Origin of the sequence: Cupriavidus basilensis, from assembly GCF_000832305.1 — a bacterium.
Classification (GTDB): domain Bacteria; phylum Pseudomonadota; class Gammaproteobacteria; order Burkholderiales; family Burkholderiaceae; genus Cupriavidus; species Cupriavidus basilensis_F.
This window is the reverse complement of record NZ_CP010537.1, coordinates 155,860-175,516: the sequence shown is the minus strand read 5'-3', so window position 1 is coordinate 175,516 and position 19,657 is coordinate 155,860. Positions and strand designations below refer to the sequence as shown.

The window sequence follows — 19,657 nt, the reverse complement described above, 5'->3', positions numbered from 1 at the left end:
GACTTCGCTCACAACAACTGATCGTAAATGAGCAGATTCTGAAAACGTATTTCCCAATGCCACAGCCGGTTTCTGGCATTTCATGTGATAGAGTCACTACGAACGTAAATCCAACCCGGCAGGCAAGCCATGAAACTGGAAGACCGAATCAATCGCTCGCTGACGCAGCGCGCCGCGACTGTCATCCTGCGCTCGGAGCTTGCCAAGCTGGGAAGCTCCGCACAGGTGGGCCGCGTGCTAGCCCGTCTTGTGGACGAGGGCAAGCTGGTCCGCGTTAGCAAGGGAGCGTTCGCCAAGACGCGCGTCAACAAGTTCACCGGAAAGCCAACGCCCGCCGGCACGCTCGAAGACATTGCTGCCGAGCTGTTCCAGAAGCTTGGCATCGCGATCTCCCCAAGCCAGCTCGCGGAGGAATACAACAGCGGCAGGAGCACCCAGATCCCGATGGGAAGCGTTGTCAACACTGGGCGCCGGCGCATCAGCCGGCAAATCACGGTAGGCGATCGGACCATCCAATATGAAAGCCATCACCGCTGAGCTCAAGTCCGACATTGAAGACGCTGCCGCAGCTGGCCTGCTGAGCAGCTTGCCGCCCGCCGTAGCGGAAAAAGACATCCACATCACCGATGCGCTGATTGCACTCTCCAAAATCCGGATCGCGCACATTGCACATCGGCAAGAGCGCAGGAAGGGAGATACCCGCCCGGCTCGGGTAGCATTGAAGAGCCAGCTTGTCTTTGCCGGCGGCACCTGCCTGTCGAAAGCCCACGGCCTCATCGAACGGATGTCGGAAGACATCGACATCAAGGTTCTGCTGGAAAACGCTCCGGATGGCTATGCGCTGCCGAAAGGTCATTCGACGCGCAAGCGCCTGGGCGACATCCAGACCGAACTGGAGGAGCGCCTGACCCGGGTTGGCTTCGTCTTTACGAAAATCGAAGACAAGAACAACCCGTTCTCCAATGACAACCGTCGCTACTACAGGCTCGCGGTTGAGTATGGTCCGCAATTCAAGGATGTCTCCGGCGTCTTGCGTCCAGAGTTGAAAGTCGAGCTCATCCATCGTCCGCCCAAGCTCCCGGTCGAAGCGCTCGACATGGGCTACCTGCTGGATCGTTTCATTCCCCGCGACACGCCGGTTCGTTTCCAGATGCTTGCGATCTCGGTCGCGGAGACCCTTGCGGAGAAGGTGCTCTCGCTCTTGCGACGCTGCGCCTGGAAGTGGGATGGGCACCAGCGCGGCGACTCCGACCCGGCGCTGGTTCGCCACGTCTATGACGTCTGGCGTATCCACACGGCACGGCCAGAGGCAATCGAGCCGGCTCGCGCTGTCTTTGCCGCGCTCGTGGTAAAAGACGTTGAAGAGTTCAAGGGCCAACATCCTGGGTTCGATACCAAACCCTACGCAGTCCTGAGCAACGCGCTGGATCGCGCCCGTAGCGACGAAGGCCTGCGCCGAGATTTCTCGCAGCGCCTGCTCCCTCTCCTGTTCGCAAAAGAGAAGCCAGTTTTCGAGACCTGCTTTGCGTCTTTCGCCGCGATCGCAGAGCACTTCCTGACAACGGCAAGTGTGACGAAGTCCGGCTGGCACCCCCCGCCACCGTGCCTTCCCGACAACAAAGATTGAGCCGCGCGCCGCTTATCCGTACCATGCTGCCCATGCAAAGCAGGATCAAGGCAGGATAACGGTATGACTCTCAAGACTCTGGACGGCGCGCTGGCCTTGCTGACCTACTTCACGGTGCGCCAGCCCACCTGGGGCGTGCGCGAGCTGGCCAAGCACAGCGGCGTGCATCACGCGGTGGTGCACCGCGTGCTGGCCACCTTTGCCGCCAACGGTTTCCTGGTGCAGGACGCGGCCAGCGGCAAGTATTCGCTGGGGCTGCGGCTGTTCGAGCTGGGCCAGGTGGTGCGCAAGACGTTCTCGCCCGCAGAGGTGGTGCAGCCCGTGCTGGAAAAGCTGGCCGCGCAAAGCGGCGAGACTGTCTTCCTGTCGTGGCTGGACGGCCATGAAGGGCTTTGCGTCGGCATGGTCCAGAGCCAGCATCAGCTGCGCTTCTCGATTGAACTTGGACAGCGCTTTGCGCTGCACGCGGGCGCGCACGCCAAGGCCATCCTGGCCTTCCAGGACGACGCTTTCCGGGCCCGTGTGCTGGAAAACGCCAGGCAGCGCGCCCAGGACCAGCCTGCGCTGGCCGCGCCCGATCCCGCCGTCATCGAGCCGCAGCTTGCCGAGATCCGCGAACAGGGCTGGGCCCACACGCGCGGCGAGGCCGCCGCCAGCGTGGCGGGGCTGGCCCTGCCGCTGTGGTCGCGCGACCAGACCGAGGTGGTTGGCTCACTGGCCATTGCGGGCCCGCAGCAACGCCTGAATGAGGAGTCGGTCCCGCGCCTGCTGGAAGCCCTGCGCGAAGCCAGCCGCCGGCTGGAAGAGGTGGTGGGTTTCGGGCGCTAACGCGCCCACAAGGCGCGCGCCACCGCATCGCCGCCGGCGCCACCACCGAACACAAGCTGGCCGATGGAGAACCCCAGCTCGCGGTAGCTCTCCCACTGCGCTTCATTGAAGAACTGCTCGATCGTGGGTTCCTGCGGAAAGGCCGGATGGCCGGCGCCGTACTGCTGCACATCAACCGGCGCCGAGGCAATCGGGCAGGGCTTGAGCAGCACGATGCGCGATACGGGACGGCGCGTGGCGGCGGGCTCATCCGCCCGAAACACGTTCAGCAGCAGCGCGCACTTGTTGGCCGCCGCCTGGCCTTGCCGGGCCGCCGGCAGAAAATCTTCCTGCGTGCCGAACACGCCGCCCAGCACGGCATCGCCGGCGGCCGCGGCATCGACCACGATCTCCAGCCCCATGTCGATGCGAGCGAGCCGGATCAGGTTGGCCAGGTCGCCGAACTGGTAGTCCGGATCCGCCCCGCAATCGCACAGCACGACCAGCCCCACCCCGCGCTCGGGCCGCAGCAGCTCATACACGGCAGTGTTCTCGAAATGCCCGCCGTCCGACAGGTATTGCCAGCCGCGCCGCGTACCGTGAAAGCGCGCGCTCAGCTCGCAGGCAAGGTAATACTGCGTGCGAAACAGCGTGATCAATCCGCCCAGCCAGGGCGTCCCGGCGCGCTCCGCCTGCACGCGGTTGCGCTCGGCGCCGCCGGCGCGCGGCGCGCTGCCGGCATCCAGCGGGTACGACGGCCACCAGGTGCCCAGGCGCAGGTTGGCCAACCCTAGCAGCAGCGATGTGCCCAGCGTGGTGGAGCGGCCCAGCCCGGTGGAGACCACCGCGCCCGAGGTCGCGATCCAGTCACCCAGCGTGCGCGACTGCGAGAGCTCGCTGCCGCCCGCCTTGTGCGTCTGCGGAAAATAGCGCTGCCCGTCCACGGTGAAGCGTACGAAGGAATCCTCGGGCACGGCGCGAGAGCCCGTCGCCGGCAGCACGAAGGGGCCTGGCGCCACGCATAGCGGCTTGCCCTTGCGATCGCGCTGCACCAGTTGCTCGGCGGGATCCACGGTAAGGTTGAGCGTGACGTTGATCAGGTGCAGCGGCGCCAGCATGGCGGGATCGTAGTAGGTGTTCAGGCTGAGCGCGTCGCCGTGCGCGGGCTCGGCCACGCTGAACCTGGCGCGCCTGCTGGCATGCTGCTGAGCGGGCGCCGCGCCGCTGCCGGGCATGAAGCGCTTGCCGTTGGAGCCGCCGAGGTAGGCGCGGGTCAGGCGGGCCGAGTAAAACGGCTGCAGCGTCGACAGGTTCAGGAAACCGGCGAAACGCCCGGCAATCATGGTCAGCCCGAGCGCCAGCACGCTCAGCGTGCACAGCACTGGCGTGGTGTAGGCATTGCCGAAGGTGAACCAGTCGAGCGGCTCGCCGCCGTTCCACCGCACCCACAGCACCAGCCACGACCACAGCACGAAGACCAGCAGCGCCACCACGGCGGCGGCAGCGCCGGCCAGCAGCGACACAGGCAGACGCGCGCGCCGCGTGCCGGCCTTGCCATCGACCAGCGCCGCGCCATAGCGGATCAGCCAGACCAGCGCACCCAGCATCCCCGCCAGCCCGAGCGTGCGCCAGGGCTGATGGGAGGCCTGCGTGTAGAGATAGAAGGTGCGCGCCACGGTGTCCGCCACGCCCAGCGCCGCGAGCCACAGCGCAACGCCGATGGCCTGGCTCAGCAGGCGCGTGGCCCGCACCCGGTAGTCCTGCACTGTCGCCGGCGGCACCCGGCACAACACGAAGCAGCAAGCCACGCCTGACAGCGCCAGCACCGCCATCGCCAGCAGCAGGCACGACAGCACCAGCCCTGGGCCGAGGTGGTGCAGTGCCGCAGCCATCACCAGCATCGCCACGCCGGCCAGTGCGGCCAGGCGCGTGGCGAGACTGTCAAAGCGCAAGGCCGCATTGCCATCGCCGCCGCGCGGATAGACCAGCCAGTACGCCACGCCCGGCGGCACGGCAAACAGCAGGAGCGCCGCCAGCGGCAGCCACAGCAGCTCGCTCCACCAGATCGCCAGGCCGCCCTCGTTGAACACCTGGCGAGCGTCGTGCAGCAGGTCCATCTCGTGCCGGCCCAGGTCGAGCCAGGTGCCGATGGCGAGATGGCGCAGCAGCGCCAGCACCGCCAGCAGCAACAGCAGCGCGCTGCCGATCACGTACTGCATGGCGAACCAGTTGCGCACCACCAGCGAGGCCGCGTAGAGCGAATCGCCGGCCCCGGTCGGCGTCAGGTAACGCCCGTTCTCGCGCAGCCACGCCACTGCGGCGCGCCCCGGGTCTGGGGCGTAGGACGCCGACGAGCGGATGCGCCCCGGCGGCTCATGCTGCAACGTGCGGTAAGCAAGTGCCGCAGCCTCCGGCGGCGTGGTGTCCGGCTTCAACCGGCCCGGCACAAACAGGCTGCAGAAGAAAGCGCCGATGTAGCCGCCGCCGCTGACGGTGGACAGGTAATCGAACTGGCCGAGCAAGGCGGTGGTGGCTGGCTCGGGGGCGGGGACGATGGCGTCCGGTCCGTCGCCTTCCTGGATGGCGTCCGCAGCGGCCGGACCGGCCACCGGTGGCGTAGGCGCCTTGGCCAGTGCCTGCATCACGCCCAGGCAGAACGTCGCGCTGCGGATCCCGCCGCCCGAGAGCGCCAGCGCCCAGTTGCTGTCGCCATCGCGCGCGCGCCGGGCAATCCCGAGCTGCCGGCGCCGGCGCGCGATGCGGGCCAGTTCGTCATCCGAAGGCTGCTCTTGAACCGGCATGCGGGGCCCTTTCCTTTGCACATTCGCACATTCCCGCCCAAGTATAGGCGGCGTCATGGCGTGGCAAAGCGCGCACGCGTGCGCCGTTGCGCAGCGGCGTTCGGTGTTTACCCGGATTGTTCGGGCCCACAGCGCGGCCTAGCATTCCACAATAACAGAGACACTGTCTCTCAAATGGAGACAAAACAGCAAAACGCAAAGATCGCATGCCGGGCTGGCGCTGCGGCTTTGGTCGCGCGACAGGCGCACGGTAGTGGGATCGCTGGGCATCGTCGGGCCACTGCAAAGACTGGACATACAGGCCGTTCCCCGCCTGCTGGACGCGATGCGCCGGGCCAAGGGGCCAATCGAGGAGGTCGCCGGCTTCATCCGCTAAAAAAACATGCGGAGAACACTGGCAGGACAGATGATGAAAGGTAGACCCATGGAAACCCCGGCAGCAATGAACCCACCCCTGGCGGCCAAGCCCGCCACGCGCGCGCGCATCACCGAGCCCTTCCTGCTGCTGGTATCGGTGGGGCTGTCGGTCTTCGGCGCGATGATCGGCATGCAGCTGATCGTCTCGCTCGGCATCTCGGCCAACACGTCGATCATCGGCGCGCTGATCGCCATCGTGTTCTCGCGCATTCCGCTGGAGATCACGCGGCGATTTCGCGTGCTGGAGCGCCAGAACCTGGTGCAGACGGCGATTTCCTCGGCCACCTTCGGCGCGGCCAATTCCCTGATGATCCCGCTCGGCGTGCCCTACGCCATGGGCATGCCGGAGCTGGCCACGCCGATGCTGATCGGCGCGGTGATCGCCATGTTTGTCGACGGCGCCATGCTGTACTTCCTGTTCGGCAGCAAGATCTTCCCGGCGACCGGCACCTGGCCGGCCGGCATCGCCACCGCCGAGGCGATCTGGGCTGGCGACCGCGGCGGGCGCAAGGCAGCCTTTCTCGGCCTGGGCATCGCGGTGGGCGTGGGCGGGGCCTGGCTGGGCATCCCGATGTCGGCCTTTGGTGCCGCGTTCCTCGGCAACCTGGCCGCGCTGACCATGTTTGGCCTGGGGCTGCTGACGCGCGGCTATTCGGTGCCGCTGCTCGGCATCGACATTGCCAAGGCCTATATCCCGCACGGCCTGATGATCGGCGCCGGGCTGGTGGCGCTGTTCCAGGTGGCACGCGAGATCCACAAGTCGCGCAACGCCCCGGCCGCCGACGCGCGCACCATCGAAGTCCCGGCCGCGCGCGCCAGCCGCATTCTCTCGGGCGGCTTCCTGGTCTACCTGGCCATCGCACTGCTGATCTCGGTGCTGGCCGGCCATGTCTCGGATATGTCGCTGGGCATGCTGGTGGCATTCGTGCTCTACGCCGCGTTTGCCGCCTATGTGCACGAGCTGATCGTGGGCATCGCGGCCATGCATTCGGGCTGGTTCCCGGCCTTCGCGGTGGCGCTGATCACGCTGACCATCGGCATCCTGATCGGTTTCCCGCCGACGGCGCTGGCGGTGCTGGTGGGCTTCTCCGCCGCCACCGGCCCGGCCTTTGCCGACATGGGCTACGACCTCAAGACCGGCTACCTGCTGCGCGGCGAAGGCCGCGACATGGAGGCGGAGCTGGCCGGGCGCAAGCAACAGTTCTTCGCCGCGATGATCGGCTTTGCCGTGGCGGCCGTGGTGGTGCTGGTGTTCCACGGCACCTTCTTCTCGCAGGGCCTGCTGCCGCCGGTGGACCGCGTCTATGCCGCGTCGATCAAGGCCGGCTCGTCCGCCGAGATTGCGCGCAACCTGGTGATCTGGGCCATTCCGGGCGCGCTGTTGCAGTTGCTGGGCGGCTCCAGGCGCCAGCTTGGCATCCTGCTGTCCACCGGCATGCTGATCGCCTCGCCGCTGGCCGGCTGGGCCGTACTCGCAGGGCTGCTGATCCGCTTCGTGCTGCTGCGCCTGCGTGGCGAGCGCGATATCGCGGAGATGAGCGCTTTCGCCGGTGGCGTGATCGCGGGCGACGCGCTGTTCAGCTTCTTCGGCTCGGTCACCAAGCTGCGCAAGTAAGCCTTGCCGAAGCCCCTTCTTTCCCGCATCACCCCGAGACGTTCCATGGATATCCAAGCAATCCGCGCCGACACCCCGCTGACGGCCTCCACCATCTATCTCGATACCGCGGCGGCCTCGCTGCCGCCGGACGCCGTGCTCGACGCCGTACGCGCGTACCTGCTCGATACCGGCCACGTTGGCATCTACCTGCCGGCCTTCCGCAAGGCCACCTATGCCCGCGTGGAAGCCGCGCGCGCACAACTCGCCGGCCTGCTGGGCGCGGCCGCCGACGAGATCGCCTTCACCAAGAATGCCACCGAGAGTATCTCCATCGTGGCGCGCGGCGTCGCCTGGCAAGCGGGCGACGAAGTGCTGGTGGCCGACACGGAAATGCTCAGCAACCTGCTGCCGTGGAAGCGCCTGGAGCAAACCCACGGCATCGTGGTGAAGATGGTGGCGGCCGATGCACAAGGCCTGCTGAGCCCCGACAGCTTCACCGCCGCCGTCACCCCGCGCACGCGCCTGCTGACGTTCTCGCACCTGCCCAATTCCACCGGCGCGGTGCAGCCGGCCGCCGCCATTTGCGCGGTGGCGCGCGCGCACGGCGTGCTGTCGCTGGTCAATGCCGCGCAAAGCGTGGGCATGCTGCGCTCCGACGTGCAGGCGCTGGATTGCGATTTCCTGGCCGGTTGCGGGCGCAAGGCGCTGCGCGCCACCGAAGGATCGGGGTTTCTCTACGTGCGCCGCGCGTTGATCGAGACCATCGAGCCCGCGCTGGTGGGCTGGTGGAACGGCAGCTATGACCGCGCCACCGGCGCGCTGTCGCTGGTGCCGGGCGCGCGCCGGTTTGAAGCCGGCTGCCCGATCGTGCCGGCCATCCTCGGCCTGGGCACCGCCATCGGCTATGCCGAACGCATCGGCATCGACGCCATCGAAGCGCGCGTGCGCAATCTCACCGCCTACGCCGTGGAAAAACTCTGCGCCGTCGCTGGCTTCGAACTCTACGGCCCATCCAATGCCGCCGAGCGCATCGGCATCGTGCCCTTCAATGTGCGCGGCGTGGACCCGGCCAAGATCGTAGCCGCGCTGGAGCAGCAGCAGTGCATCATCGAAGCCGGCAACTTCATGGCCGATGCCATCCTGGCGCGCTACGGCGTGTCCACCATGGCACGCGTCTCGCTGCATTACTTCAATACCCATGAGGAAATCGACCGCGTGGCCGAACTGATCGCCGCCGCCGTGGCCTGAGCCTGACATCACGACTGAACTACCGGAACCCGACATGAACCAACGCATCTTGCTGATGAGCAGCTCCCGCAAGGACAACCTCGGCTACCTCGAACACGCTGACGCGCAGATCCATGCCCTGCTCAGGCACGAGCCACGCAAAGTCCTGTTCATCCCCTTCGCCGGCGTGACCTTCAGCTTCGATACCTACGAAGGCATGGTCAAGCCGGTGTTCGAGCGCCTGGGCTACGCGCTGGCGTCCATCCACCACAGCGCCGACCCGCGCCGCGCGGTGGACGAGGCCGAAGCCATCGCGGTGGGCGGCGGCAACACGTTCGCGCTGCTCAAGCGCCTGTACGACGCCGATCTCGTCGACGCGATCCGCGCCAAGGTGCAGGCCGGCACGCCGTACGTGGGCTGGAGCGCTGGCAGCAACGTGGCCTGCCCGACCATCCGCACCACCAACGACATGCCCATCGTGCAGCCGCCCTCGCTGCGCGCGCTGCGCCTGGTGCCGTTCCAGATCAACCCGCACTTCATCGGCGGCAAGCCCGCCGGCCACAACGGCGAAAGCCGCGAAGAGCGCCTGGCGGAGTTCCTGCACATCAACGCGCCGGAGCAGGTCTTCGCGCTGCCGGAGGGCTCCGCGCTGTTCTCCGACGGCAGCAACGGCACGGTGCTGGGCGAGCGCCACGCGCTGCACTTCACGGCCGAGGGACAGGTAGAGACACTGCGCGAGGGCGAGACCTTCCCCTTGTCGCGTATCACCGGGCCGGCCGGCATGGACGGCTGGCAAGACTTCCGGGCCTGATTTCCGGGCTCGAATCCGGGACCTGAATCCCGGCGCCGCGCGGCGCCGCACCACCCACGCCACACCCCGACGCAGGGCGAAAGACCCCTGCGCGGGCCCCCTATTGCCCTTGGAGGAGAAAAACCATGACCAACAAGCACTGGCTTGGCGCGCTCGCATTGAGCCTGCCCGCCGCCGCAATGGCGCAAAGCGGCGTCACGCTGTACGGCGTGATCGACACCGCGCTCACCTACCAGACCCATTCGGACCCCAACGGCAGCGCGCTGGCTAGCCTGCAACAGGGTGGCGAGGGCTTTCTGTCCGGCAGCCGCTTCGGCCTGAGGGGCAGCGAAGACCTGGGCGGCGATCTGTCAGCGGGCTTCGTGCTGGAAAACGGCCTGCTGGCGGACACCGGCAAGCTCGACCAGCAGGGCCAGCTGTTCGGGCGCCAGGCCTATGTGAAGATCGGCAGCAAGCGCTACGGCGAAGTGGCGCTGGGCCGGCAGTACACCACGGCCAACACCATGCTGTACTACGTGGACCCGCTCGGCGTGGGCGCCGCGCCGTCCAATGCGTGGATGGTCTTCCTGACCGGCCAGCGCTACGACAACGCGATCAGCTACACCGGCAACTACGGCCCGTTGGCGCTGATTGCCGAGTACGCGCTGGGCGAGACCGCCGGCAAGGGCTCCGCGATGTCGTCGGTCTCGCTGGGCATGAAGTACGCCTCAGGCCCGCTCGTGGCCGTGGGCGACTTCCAGCAAACCCGCGACAGCATGAGCCGCGCCGCGCGCATCTACCTGGCCGGGCTGAAGGCCTCGGTGGGCCGCGCGAGCCTGTTCGCCAACTATATCCACAGCGACCGCGACGCCGGCTTTGACTCGTCCAAGGGCGGCACCGATACCGCCACCATCACCAGCATGTCGACCGCCGCCACCGCCACCAACCGCGCCGCGTTCAACTCGGTGTTCGGCGGCAGCCGGCGCGACGACTTCTTCACCGTGGGGGCCAACTACACGGTCACCCCCGCCGTCACGCTGACCGCCAGCGTGATGCACGACCGCACCCGCGCCGACGCCTTCAGCGGCAACCGCACCACAGCCTACGGCGTGGCGGACTACGCCTTGAGCAAGCGCACCGACCTCTACCTGGCGCTGGCGTATGACTGGGTACATGGCGACTGGTCCGGCCTGTTCGGCAACGCAACGACCAACTGGACCGGCGACAGCGGCAAGAAACTGGACGGCCGCAACAACCAGACCACCGTGATGCTGGGCATGCGCCATTTGTTTTGAAGGTACGGGGAGAAGCGTCGCGCCGGGTTGGGGCGTTTGCCGAAGCCGCCGAAGGGGCCAAAGCCGCGCGTTATGACGACGGCTGTCTCTCCCTCTCCCCTCAGGGGGAGAGGGCCGGGGAGAGGGGTGGCTTAGCTAGGAGCCACTTGAAGCGAAGCCCGTGGTTTGTTCCAGCACGCAGCCGCAACGAGCGCCCGCCCTCTCCCCCGGCCCCTCTCCCACAAGTGGGAGAGGGGAGCTAACCATCGGCAATCAACCAACTGGTGTAGCCGTGATTCCCGCCCGAAGGGCGGGAATCACCCCAGCGCGATGCGAAGCGAGCCGTCAAGGTGTACCAGGCCGTATGGGGCGCCTCGGGATTCGGCGAAAAGAGCGGAAAAGAGGGACCCATGTCTGAGTATCGCCTCAAGGCGATGCGAGTTTGGGTCCCGGCCGCTCTTTTCGTCGAAGCCCGAGGAGGTAGTCGCCCCATCCGGCGCGCCTTCTTTGCCTACTTTCTTGGCAAGACAAGAAAGTAGGTCGCCGCCCCGCAGGGGTGGTGAAACCGCCTTTGACTTTAAGCCTTTGACTTTAAGCCTTTGACTCAAAGCCTTTGACCTCAGGCCTTTGAAGTTGACTTAAACCCAACCCATTCAAGAAGCCCCCCATGACCCTGCAACAAACCCTAGTCATCCACGAAGCCCTGGACAGCCCCAACGCCAACGGCGCAGTCGTCCGCGACCTGTTCGGTGCCTACACCGCCGCCGGCGTAACGGTAGACGTCGTCACCATCAACAACGCCCCGCCGGAACCCACCACAAACACCACCGACTTCCTCACCATCGTCATCCCCGGCACCCAAGGCAAGCGCGGCGGCGGCAAAGCCCCCACGCTAGGCGTGATCGGCCGCAATGGCGCCATCGGCGCGCGCCCGGAACTGGTAGGCCTGGTGTCCGACGCGGACGGCCCGATCGGCAGCCTGGCCGTGGCGCTCAAGCTGGCGCAGATGAAGCACAAGGGCGACCACCTGGCCGGCGACGTCATCGTGACCACGCACTTGTCCACCAACGTGTCGATGCAGCCGCACGATCCGGTGCCCTTCATGGGCATGCCGGTGTCGTCCGACACCATGAACGCGTACCAGGTGCTGCCGGAAATGGATGCGATCCTGTCGCTCGATGCCTCCAAGGGCAACAGCATCATCAAGCAGCGCGGCTTTGCGATCTCCCCCACCGCCATGCAGGGCTACATCCTGCGCGTGAGCCCGGACCTGGTCGCAACGATGGAGTCCACCACCGGTTGCCCGGCAGTGACCTTCCCGATCTCGCAGCAGGACATCACGCCCTATCACAACGGCCTGTACCACTTCAACAGCATCATGCAGCCGCATGTGGCCACCGCCGCCCCGGTGGTAGGCGTGGCGCTGACGGCGCAGTCGGTGGTCTCGGGCAGCGCCACCAGCGCCAACCACGAGATCGACATTGCCGAAGCAGTGCGCTTCTGCGTGGAAGTAGCCAAGCGCTTCGGCGCTGGCAAGTGCCAGTTCTTCAACGTGGTGGAATGGGGCAAGATCCGCGCGATCTATCCCGACATGACAGGTTTCCAGCGCGCCGGCGCTGCGCACTGAAACCAGGCGCGGCGGCGCCCGGACGTGCGGCAAGCCACACGCGGGCATTCTCAGCGGGCGCGCTTCGGTGTATGGTTGCGCTCCTGACGCAGTCGCCGCCTTAGCGGCTATTCTTGCAACATGCTCCGCCTGAACGACACCGACGGCCCCGCGCTGTCCCGCTGCCTGTCCGCCCTCGCCGCCTGCGCCGCGTTAGCCGCGCTGCCTGGATGCGAACGCAATGAACCGGCTCCGGCCACCTCCGCCACATCCCCATCCGCCGCCGCCTCATCGGATGCGCAGGCAGCGCGCGCCGACGACGCTGCCCAGCCGGACGACGAGCCCGGTTATGCGCCCGCGCCGCTGGCGCGCCCGCTGGTCGCCCTGCGCGGGCTGACCAGCATGGCGGACGTGCAGGCGGCGTGGGGCAAGCCGCCGGACATCACGCCCAACCAGGATGAATGCGGCACGGCGCTCGACGAAGAGCACCTGATGGACTACCACTACCCCGATGCGCTGATCGAAGTGGGCCGCAGCGGCGACGCCGTAATCCGCGCGCTGCACGGCATCCCGGCCGGGCTGACGCTCAAGCTGGAAAACCAGGAGGTTACCGCTGCCTCCACGCTGACGCAGCTCAACACGGCCCTGCGCAAGAACCCGCGCTGGAAACTGGCTGAGGCACCGGGCAAGGTACGCAGCCCGTCCGACCGCGACGAGGGCGACCCGCTCGAGCAGCTCGCCTACACCACGCTCTACACGCTGGACGGCGACGGCGACCAGTACCGCCTGTACTTCCTCGGCGACCGGCTGGTGGGCTACGCCTACTGGGTCGGCTGCTGACCCGCGCCGCGCTAGCGCAGCGCGCCGGGACCGCCCGCGTGTGACGCAAGCGCCACCGCGGCATCGCCCTCGGTGGCAGTGGCCTGCGATGCCTCGCCATGCAGGCGCTTCCATTCGTCGAAGCCGCCGGCCAGCGCCCAGGTATTGGCGTAGCCGGCCGCCTTCAGGCGTTCCGCCAGCACCGCTGCCGATACCTCATGCGGGCAGGCGCAGTAGACCACGATGTCGATGCTGGTCGGATGCTCGGAGAGTAATTCCAGCGGCGCATTCAGGTCGATGATCGTCGCGCCGGGGATCCGCTCCACCGCGTCGCTGCGCACGTCGAGCACCAGCGGGAAGCGATCGCCTAGCCGGCGCGCTTCGAGCTCCTCCACCGACATGCGGGGCACACGCCGGGTGCGGCGCAACAGGCGCACGCGCCGCCAGAACTTCCACGCGACGAAGGCGGCGAAGGCGCCCAGCACCACCATGACGGCCACCGGGCCATAGATGCTGAAGGCGTTCAGGATGACTTCGACAAAATCGGTGAACACCACGCCAACCAGCAACGCGCCGCCGGCCCACACCAGCGCCCCGATGGCGTCGTAGAACAGGAACACCGCGAACGGCGTGGCGGTCATGCCAGCCATGGCGGTGGACAGTGCGCCGGCGCCCGGCAGCAGCTTGGCGAACACCAGCGAGCGCGGACCCACGCGCAAATACAGCGACTGGGTCTGGCGGATGCAGCTGTCAGGAGAGATGGAAACGCGGCAGATGGTGCGCAGCATGGGTTGCCCGAGCCGCTTGCCGGCGAAGTACCAGGCCGTATCGGCAATCAGGCAGGCCAGGATAACGGCCGCCAGCACGGCACCCAGCGCCGGGCCGCCCTCGCGCATGCCGAGCGCGCCGGCAACGAACAGCATCGGAACGGCCGGCACCGGCAGCCCGGCCTGCTCGGCCAGCACATTGAGAAACACGAGCATCACGCCGTGGCTCTCCAGCAAGGACTGCAATTCACCCACACCGATCTCCCGCACTATGGCCGTTTTCGCCCCCGCAAGGTAATCGGCGCAAGCGAGGATGCTCGCGCCAACGGGCATAGGCAGTAGTGTGCCACCAAGGTGGCGCGGTGCAGTGCGTTGACTTGCATGCAAACTTCAAAAACCCTGAACGAGGCGCCTGCGAGGCCGCGGGCCAGCGCTCCGGTTGTTGCCCCGGTTGTTGCCCCGGTTGTTGCCCCGGTTGTTGCCCCGGTTGTTGCCCCGGTTATTGCACCGATGGTCAGGCATGCGCGCCGTCCTGATAGGTGTCGAACTTGCGCGCGGGATCTGCGGAAGGGCCGCTGCGGTCCATGCCGGCCAGCTTTTGCGCGCCGTCCGAGAACGGATCAACCGTGCGCGACGGATCCGCGGAAACGCCGCCGCGGTCCATGCCAGCCAGCTTGCGCGCGCCGTCCGAGAACGGATCCGGCTTGCTCCGGCGGCTGGCATCCGCGCCCGTCGCCGCAGCGGCAGCCGGGTCCAGGCGCGCGCCATCGCTATAGACATCGAAACGCGACGCATGGAAGACGTAGCCGTAGCGATCCCCGGACACGGCACTATCCCTGGGGCCAGCGGCTTGCGCCGGAACCGCCGTGGCGGCAATGCTGGCAAGTGCGGCCGAAGTCATCAAGGACTTGAAGAAATGGCGGGTCATGGCAATCTCCTTCAGGGCGATCGGCGGATCGCGGCTGGCTTGCAGGGGAGCAGCGCCTTGCGCTGGTCCGGCCACACGTGAATCGCGCGGTTAAACCAGATACGCTGCGCAGCGCGGCGTGGATGCACAAGGACGCTGGTTGCTTACGGCGCCGGCAAGCGGGCATGATGGCGGCTACCGATCCCGGAGCGCCACGCATGCCTGCCCGACCTGACTCGCAACACAAAGACAAAGACCAACTGATCCAGCGCTTCGGCCTGCAGCCGCATCCGGAAGGCGGCTACTACCGCGAGACCCATCGCGACGCCGCGCGTGTGTTGCGTCAGTCGAGTGAGGGGGCCGGCAATCCCGCCACACATGCCGCCTCCACGGCGATCTACTACCTGCTGTGCGACAACGCCTACTCCGCCTGGCACCGCATCCGCTCCGACGAGGTGTGGCACTTCTACGCGGGCTGCCCGCTCAACGTGCATGTGCTGGACCAAGACGGGAGCCTCACCACGCACCGGCTGGGCAACGCGCTCGCCGATGACGACGCGGTGTTCCAGGCCGTGGTCAGGGCTGGCTGCTGGTTCGCCGCCGAGCGCAGCGATCCGGATGGCTTCTCGCTGGTGGGCTGCACCGTGGCGCCGGGCTTTGAGTTCAGCGAGTTCGAGTTGGCCGATGCCGGCAGCCTGCTGGCATCGCACCCGCGCCATGCCGCGCTGATCGCGCGGCTTGCCCCTGCGCCGAAACGCTAGCGCAGCAAAACGCCCCCTCCCCTACTTTCCCTTGCCGAGAATTCCGTCATGACATGGTTGTCCCTTGCAGCTGTCGCGCTGGTAGCGCTGGAACACGTCTACATCATGGTGCTGGAGATGTTCCTGTGGGATAAGCCCAAGGGCATGCGGGCCTTCGGGCTAACGCAGGAATTCGCCGTCGCCACCAAGGCGCTGGCGGCCAACCAGGGGCTGTACAACGGCTTTCTCGCGGCCGGCCTGCTGTGGGGCCTGGCCACCGCCGCGGTGCCGGTGCAGTTGTTCTTCCTGTGCTGCGTGCTGGTGGCCGGCATCTTCGGCGCCTGCACGGCCAGCCGCAAGATCCTGTGGGTGCAGGGCCTGCCGGCGGCGATCGCCATCGCACTGGTGCTGCTGGCCTGAGGCGGCAAGCTCGGCCTCGGCGCTGTTCAACCGCGCTGTGCGAGCGTTCTCCTGGCCGCTCAGCGCGGCTTGCGGTACGCGTTCTCGATCCAGTCCGCGGCGCTGGCCTTGCTCAGCTTGAAGCCCGGCGACACGCGCACCTGGGCCAGTTCGTCGCCGAGCTCGTCGGTGGCGCGCAGCACCGCGAAGGGATTGTCTTCGTCGGGCACGATGTCGAGCGTCACGCTGATGCGCGCCGTATCCGTGTCGACGATCACGCTCTTGTGCAGCATGGCATGCAGTTGCTGCTCGTGCCGGCGCAGCACTTCGGAGGCGGTCTTGACCAGCGTCGAGAAGGCGTTGGTGTCCAGCGGTTTGGGGTTCTTCTTGTCGCGGCCCATGGTCCATGGGCCAACCAGGGCGGGCTCGGGCTCGCCGTCCTTGATCATGGCAACGGCCCAGCCGTCATCGTCCTCGTTCTTGATCACGCGGGCGGTCCAGCCGTCGGCGCGCCACAGGCGCGGCTCCTGGATCTTTTCTGCGTTGTCCCCGGCGGCGTCCGGGTCGTCGGCTTCGGGGGAGAGTTCGGGCTGATGGGTCATGGCTGGCTTCAATTCGGGGCTGCGCGGTGGGCTGCGGGCGCTGGCCGGGCCCGCCACGCAATGCTTGGCGGGGACGGACCGGGACGGCGGCATCAAGGGCGCGATTTTACCCGCCCCGTCACGGCAGGGGGCGGCGGGGGGCGCCAGGCGCCACGCGCGCCCGGCGGCTGAGACATGGCGAGACATGAATCCCCTCGGAAGTTGTATTTAATGTCTAACGGTCACGTCCTATGCTGGACGTGTCGCCGGGACCCCCGTCTTGATGACACACCCTTCCAGTCGCCGTTCCCTTGAGACGGCGACGTTTTTTTAGCCGGCCAACCCGATCCCCGCACCAAAATGGGGATCGGTCGCAACAAAAGCGCTGGCCCGAGGAGCCCAGCCGGTTTAAGATGCGCGATTATCGAACAACCCGCGCGCACTCGCCCACATGGACGCCCCCATTCCCAGCAGCCCTGGCCAGGCAACGGCCGCCACTGTCCGCGTCGCCCGCCCCCAGGCCGACCTTCTCAACAGTTTTGCCGGCGACCCGAATTTCATGCTGTCGCTAGCGCGTGGCCTGAGCGTGCTCGAAGCCTTCTCCGAGCGTAAGCGCCCGCTCACCATTTCCCAGGTGGCGCAGCGCACCCAGCTCTCGCGTGCCTCGGTGCGGCGCTGCCTGTACACGCTGGAGCAGCTTGGCTACGTCAGCCAGCAAGGCGGCCAGTTCGCGCTGCGCCCGCGCGTGCTGCACTTGGGCCATGCCTATTTCTCGTCGACGTCGCTGGTGTCGCTGGCCCAGCCGATCCTCGACGCGCTGAGCACGCGCATCCAGCAGACCTCGGCACTGGCCATCCTGGACGATACCGACATCCTTTACCTGGTGCGCTCGGAGGTGCAGCGGGTGCTCACTTATTCGCTCGGCATGGGCAGCCGGCTGCCGGCGTACTGCACATCGATCGGCCGCATGCTGCTGGCCCACCTGGCCGAGCCGGCGCTGGAAGACTTCTTCGATCACGTCGACCTGCGCCCGCGCACGCTGCAGACCAAGATCTCGAGGGCCGAGCTGGAGGCCAGCTTTGCGCATGCGCGCGAACTGGACTATGTGCTGATCGACGAAGAGCTGGAACCCGGCCTGCGCGCCATCGCGGTGCCGGTGCGCGGCATCTCGGGCAGCGTCATGGCGGGCATCAGTGTCAGCGTGCGCGCGGCGCAGGTATCGGAAGCAGAGATGATCTCGCGCCTGCTGCCGCCGATGCGCGAAGCGGCAGTGGCGATCGGCAAGCTGATCGCCGCCTGAACTGCCTGAGCCGCCTGAAACCAAAACCGACAAGGAACCGCACACGCATGGCGCAAAGCACCCTTAACCCGCTGGCAGGCAAGGGCATGCGTTTTGTCCGGCGGGTCTACGCCATGCGCGCCATCGGGCTGGCGATCGGGTTCTTTGCGGTGGCGGCGGCCATGCTGGAAGCGGGCGTGCCGCGCTGGCTGCTGGCGCTGGTCTTCCTGCACGGCTTTGCCTGGCCGCACGTCGCTGCCTGGCGCTCAAGGCGCAGCGAGGTGCCGTTCCGTGCGGAAATCCAGAACATGATGATCGATGCCGTGCTCGGCGGCGTCTGGGCCGCGGCCATGAAATTCAACCTGCTGCCAAGCGTGCTGATCCTGGCGATGATGAGCATGAACAATGTAGCGGCGGGCGGCACGCGCCTGCTGCTGCATGGCCTGGGGTGGCACCTGGCGGGGGCGCTGGCAGGTATCGTGGCCTTCGGCGCGGCCTGGCATCCGCAGGCCAACCTCACCACCATCGTCGCCAGCCTGCCGATGCTGGTGCTCTACCCGCTGGCGCTGGGGCGCACCACCTACAGCATCTCCCGCCGCCTGGCCGCGCACGGCAAGCAGATCGAGGCCAACAGCCGCCTGGACGGCCTCACCGGCGTGCTCAACCGGGGCTATTGGGAAGCCATGCTGGCCGCGGAATTCCAGGCCTGCAAGACCGGGAGGCGCAGCACCGCCAGCCTGGTGCTGCTCGACATCGACCATTTCAAGCAGCTCAACGACACCCATGGCCACCTGGCTGGCGACGAAGCGCTCAAGGCCTTTGCCGCGCTGGTAATGCAGCACGCCGCGCAGCACGGCACGGCGGCCCGCGGTGAAACGCGGCAATGCCTGGTGGGGCGATACGGCGGCGAGGAGTTTGGCGTGCTGCTCAGTGGCGCGAGCCTGACGCAGGCGGTGGAAATGGCCGAGCGTCTGTCGCGCTCGCTGCAGCCGGGCACAGCTGCCGGCGCGGGCATTGCCGCGCTGCGTGGCCACACCGCCAGCCTTGGCGTGGCCGCCTTCGACGCCGGCATGGCGGGCCACCACGAATGGCTGGCGCACACGGACCGCGCGCTCTATGAAGCCAAGCGCGCCGGCCGCAACCGGATTCGCATCAGCGCGGGTTGAGCGAAAACGGCGGCCAGATGCGCTTAGCCGCGGCTGGCAAGCTCCAGCGCAAACACCAGCCGCTGCAGGAAATTCTCCATGCGGCCGTCAAGGTTGGAGAACGCACAGCCGAAATGGTGAATGGCGCTGTCATCGCGCCCGGCCAGCCAGTGGCCCACCACTTGCACGCTCAGGTCCAGCTTGCCCAGCGCACCAAAATCCAGATGCACGCCGGAGATGGTGGTGCCCACCGGCAACTGCGTGGCGTCCACGGTCTTGGAGCGCAACCCGACGCCCGAGAGCGAGAGATCTGCAATATCGAGCTTGAGCGCGGTGCCGTCGCTCATCTTGATGGTGCAGACATAGCCCTTGGTAACCAGCGTGCGCGCGCGGAAATGACGGCGGCGCTGGAAGTGATAGAGCTTCTCCGGGAACGGCGCGGAAAATGCCGGGCCACCCTTGTACTGGGTGATCTCGGGCGTGCCGATCATGAAGTTCACGGGCACCCCGCGCAGCGACGCCGAGAAGGCATTCTCGTTGGAGGCCAGCAGCGCCTGCCGCTCGGGCTCGGTGGAGCACCAGTCGAAGACAAAGGTGCGGCTGGCCGGATCCACATGCAGCACGGACGTGACCATCTCGTGGGCAGTACGCGCGCGCACGTTCAGGATGCACTTCTGCCAGGCGAGGTCGCGCAGCACGGTGCCAATCTGCGAGGAATGGGTAAGGCGATAGCGGTCGTCTGGCAACGCGCCGGCGTCAAGCTCGGATTGCTCCGGGGAATCTTGGAGACTCATGAAAATCACGCAAACGTCTGAGAGAGGCCTGCGTCGCGCCAGACTGGCTTGCGACGGGGGAATTCGGGCTGCCGCACGCA

At 67.1% G+C, this 19,657-nt stretch carries 18 protein-coding genes; 13 read left to right on the top strand and 5 right to left on the bottom strand.

The features are described from left to right. Nucleotides 1-129: 129 nt before the first annotated feature. The 3 genes from RR42_RS21605 to RR42_RS21595 all read left to right on the top strand — a co-directional run bounded on the left by RR42_RS21605 (nucleotide 130) and on the right by RR42_RS21595 (nucleotide 2,455). Nucleotides 130-537, top strand: a complete 408-nt coding sequence (locus RR42_RS21605) for a DUF6088 family protein (protein ID WP_043352873.1) — start codon at nucleotides 130-132, stop codon at nucleotides 535-537. Next, nucleotides 518-1,627 (top strand): nucleotidyl transferase AbiEii/AbiGii toxin family protein, encoded by a 1,110-nt coding sequence (locus RR42_RS21600; protein WP_052494846.1) that lies wholly within the window; start codon nucleotides 518-520, stop codon nucleotides 1,625-1,627. Before RR42_RS21605 ends, RR42_RS21600 begins: the two co-directional genes overlap by 20 nt. A 63-nt stretch (nucleotides 1,628-1,690) precedes the next feature. Further along, nucleotides 1,691-2,455, top strand: a complete 765-nt coding sequence (locus RR42_RS21595) for an IclR family transcriptional regulator (protein ID WP_043352872.1) — start codon at nucleotides 1,691-1,693, stop codon at nucleotides 2,453-2,455. On the opposite strand, the gene RR42_RS21590 is transcribed toward RR42_RS21595, so the two are convergent. Next, entirely contained in the window at nucleotides 2,452-5,235 is a 2,784-nt protein-coding gene (locus RR42_RS21590; RefSeq protein WP_052494845.1) for a hypothetical protein, read from the bottom strand. The two genes, RR42_RS21595 and RR42_RS21590, sit on opposite strands and share 4 nt — an antisense overlap. A 442-nt stretch (nucleotides 5,236-5,677) precedes the next feature. Here RR42_RS21590 and RR42_RS21585 point away from each other — a divergent pair, with 442 nt between their 5' ends. From RR42_RS21585 to RR42_RS21560, 6 genes are all read left to right on the top strand, one after another. After that, nucleotides 5,678-7,267, top strand: coding sequence for an OPT/YSL family transporter (locus RR42_RS21585; protein ID WP_144409915.1), 1,590 nt, complete (start codon nucleotides 5,678-5,680; stop codon nucleotides 7,265-7,267). Between the two features lie 45 nt (nucleotides 7,268-7,312). Next, nucleotides 7,313-8,497 carry an aminotransferase class V-fold PLP-dependent enzyme gene (locus tag RR42_RS21580; protein WP_043352868.1) on the top strand — a complete coding sequence of 395 codons (1,185 nt, stop codon included), beginning with the start codon at nucleotides 7,313-7,315 and terminating at the stop codon, nucleotides 8,495-8,497. 34 nt (nucleotides 8,498-8,531) lie between these two features. Beyond that, the gene (pepE, locus tag RR42_RS21575) at nucleotides 8,532-9,287 is read left to right on the top strand and encodes a dipeptidase PepE (RefSeq protein WP_043352865.1); all 756 of its coding nucleotides are present in this window, start codon (nucleotides 8,532-8,534) and stop codon (nucleotides 9,285-9,287) included. Between the two features lie 125 nt (nucleotides 9,288-9,412). Then, nucleotides 9,413-10,561, top strand: a complete 1,149-nt coding sequence (locus tag RR42_RS21570; protein WP_043352863.1) for a porin — start codon at nucleotides 9,413-9,415, stop codon at nucleotides 10,559-10,561. A gap of 646 nt (nucleotides 10,562-11,207) precedes the next feature. Next, the gene (locus tag RR42_RS21565) at nucleotides 11,208-12,167 is read left to right on the top strand and encodes a DUF1177 domain-containing protein (RefSeq protein ID WP_043352859.1); all 960 of its coding nucleotides are present in this window, start codon (nucleotides 11,208-11,210) and stop codon (nucleotides 12,165-12,167) included. 120 nt (nucleotides 12,168-12,287) lie between these two features. Next, nucleotides 12,288-12,986 carry a hypothetical protein gene (locus RR42_RS21560; RefSeq protein WP_043352858.1) on the top strand — a complete coding sequence of 233 codons (699 nt, stop codon included), beginning with the start codon at nucleotides 12,288-12,290 and terminating at the stop codon, nucleotides 12,984-12,986. An 11-nt stretch (nucleotides 12,987-12,997) separates the two neighbouring features. Here RR42_RS21560 and RR42_RS21555 read toward each other — a convergent pair whose 3' ends face one another. Further along, on the bottom strand, nucleotides 12,998-13,987 hold the full coding sequence (locus RR42_RS21555; RefSeq protein ID WP_043357556.1) for a VTT domain-containing protein: 990 nt from the start codon (nucleotides 13,985-13,987) through the stop codon (nucleotides 12,998-13,000). 259 nt (nucleotides 13,988-14,246) lie between these two features. Further along, a complete protein-coding gene (locus tag RR42_RS21550) occupies nucleotides 14,247-14,660 on the bottom strand; it encodes a hypothetical protein (RefSeq protein ID WP_043352855.1) in 414 nt (137 codons plus the stop codon). 197 nt (nucleotides 14,661-14,857) lie between these two features. Between RR42_RS21550 and RR42_RS21545 the strand changes: the two genes are divergently transcribed. Then, complete coding sequence (locus RR42_RS21545; RefSeq protein WP_043357554.1) at nucleotides 14,858-15,400, top strand: cupin domain-containing protein; 543 nt, start codon at nucleotides 14,858-14,860, stop codon at nucleotides 15,398-15,400. 48 nt (nucleotides 15,401-15,448) lie between these two features. Next, the gene (locus RR42_RS21540) at nucleotides 15,449-15,799 is read left to right on the top strand and encodes a DUF1304 domain-containing protein (RefSeq protein ID WP_043352854.1); all 351 of its coding nucleotides are present in this window, start codon (nucleotides 15,449-15,451) and stop codon (nucleotides 15,797-15,799) included. 59 nt (nucleotides 15,800-15,858) lie between these two features. Here the strand turns inward: RR42_RS21540 and RR42_RS21535 are convergent, their stop codons facing one another. Continuing rightward, nucleotides 15,859-16,380 (bottom strand): hypothetical protein, encoded by a 522-nt coding sequence (locus RR42_RS21535; RefSeq protein WP_043352852.1) that lies wholly within the window; start codon nucleotides 16,378-16,380, stop codon nucleotides 15,859-15,861. A 430-nt stretch (nucleotides 16,381-16,810) separates the two neighbouring features. Here RR42_RS21535 and RR42_RS21530 point away from each other — a divergent pair, with 430 nt between their 5' ends. Beyond that, complete coding sequence (locus RR42_RS21530; RefSeq protein ID WP_043352851.1) at nucleotides 16,811-17,659, top strand: IclR family transcriptional regulator domain-containing protein; 849 nt, start codon at nucleotides 16,811-16,813, stop codon at nucleotides 17,657-17,659. 47 nt (nucleotides 17,660-17,706) lie between these two features. Next, a complete protein-coding gene (locus tag RR42_RS41640) occupies nucleotides 17,707-18,804 on the top strand; it encodes a diguanylate cyclase (protein ID WP_043352848.1) in 1,098 nt (365 codons plus the stop codon). 23 nt (nucleotides 18,805-18,827) lie between these two features. Here RR42_RS41640 and RR42_RS21520 read toward each other — a convergent pair whose 3' ends face one another. After that, nucleotides 18,828-19,577 (bottom strand): flagellar brake protein, encoded by a 750-nt coding sequence (locus tag RR42_RS21520; protein WP_043352847.1) that lies wholly within the window; start codon nucleotides 19,575-19,577, stop codon nucleotides 18,828-18,830. Between the last annotated feature and the right edge of the window lie 80 nt (nucleotides 19,578-19,657).

Coding starts and splice junctions, on each gene's coding strand:
- RR42_RS41640 (WP_043352848.1), top strand. CDS start 17,707: ATGGCGCAAAGCACCCTTAACCCGCTGGCAGGCAAGGGCATGCGTTTT.
- RR42_RS21580 (WP_043352868.1), top strand. CDS start 7,313: ATGGATATCCAAGCAATCCGCGCCGACACCCCGCTGACGGCCTCCACC.
- RR42_RS21520 (WP_043352847.1), bottom strand. CDS start 19,577: ATGAGTCTCCAAGATTCCCCGGAGCAATCCGAGCTTGACGCCGGCGCG.
- RR42_RS21535 (WP_043352852.1), bottom strand. CDS start 16,380: ATGACCCATCAGCCCGAACTCTCCCCCGAAGCCGACGACCCGGACGCC.
- RR42_RS21540 (WP_043352854.1), top strand. CDS start 15,449: ATGACATGGTTGTCCCTTGCAGCTGTCGCGCTGGTAGCGCTGGAACAC.
- RR42_RS21565 (WP_043352859.1), top strand. CDS start 11,208: ATGACCCTGCAACAAACCCTAGTCATCCACGAAGCCCTGGACAGCCCC.
- RR42_RS21605 (WP_043352873.1), top strand. CDS start 130: ATGAAACTGGAAGACCGAATCAATCGCTCGCTGACGCAGCGCGCCGCG.
- pepE (WP_043352865.1), top strand. CDS start 8,532: ATGAACCAACGCATCTTGCTGATGAGCAGCTCCCGCAAGGACAACCTC.
- RR42_RS21590 (WP_052494845.1), bottom strand. CDS start 5,235: ATGCCGGTTCAAGAGCAGCCTTCGGATGACGAACTGGCCCGCATCGCG.
- RR42_RS21550 (WP_043352855.1), bottom strand. CDS start 14,660: ATGACCCGCCATTTCTTCAAGTCCTTGATGACTTCGGCCGCACTTGCC.
- RR42_RS21560 (WP_043352858.1), top strand. CDS start 12,288: ATGCTCCGCCTGAACGACACCGACGGCCCCGCGCTGTCCCGCTGCCTG.
- RR42_RS21585 (WP_144409915.1), top strand. CDS start 5,678: ATGAACCCACCCCTGGCGGCCAAGCCCGCCACGCGCGCGCGCATCACC.
- RR42_RS21545 (WP_043357554.1), top strand. CDS start 14,858: ATGCCTGCCCGACCTGACTCGCAACACAAAGACAAAGACCAACTGATC.
- RR42_RS21530 (WP_043352851.1), top strand. CDS start 16,811: ATGGACGCCCCCATTCCCAGCAGCCCTGGCCAGGCAACGGCCGCCACT.
- RR42_RS21570 (WP_043352863.1), top strand. CDS start 9,413: ATGACCAACAAGCACTGGCTTGGCGCGCTCGCATTGAGCCTGCCCGCC.
- RR42_RS21600 (WP_052494846.1), top strand. CDS start 518: ATGAAAGCCATCACCGCTGAGCTCAAGTCCGACATTGAAGACGCTGCC.
- RR42_RS21595 (WP_043352872.1), top strand. CDS start 1,691: ATGACTCTCAAGACTCTGGACGGCGCGCTGGCCTTGCTGACCTACTTC.